General features: G+C 66.1%; 1 pseudogene. It reads right to left on the reverse strand.

The features are described 5' to 3' along the window. A pseudogene (locus AC0L3U_RS39700) lies at nt 1-257 on the reverse strand (hypothetical protein); the annotation flags it as partial.

Consider the following 257-nt stretch of genomic DNA (forward strand, 5'->3'; position numbering starts at 1 on the left):
GTGCGGTCGAACTCGGGATCGTTTCCGGCATGGGCGCAGAAGCCGTGATCAGCGAACGCGGCCTGATGCGTATCGACGAAGGTCATGCGATCAGCTTCGGGGTCGCGGCACAGCGCACCGTTGGAGCAGGTGGCGAGCCCCTTCAATTGCGGCAGGAACTCGGTATCGACGAAGGTCGAGACGCGCGCGAGCCGCTGCGGATCCGCATTGAACGCGGGATGGATGTCGAAGCCGCCACGCCCGCCGCGGCAGGGTAC

The sequence above is a fragment of the Bradyrhizobium sp. Kon69 genome (assembly GCF_055807515.1).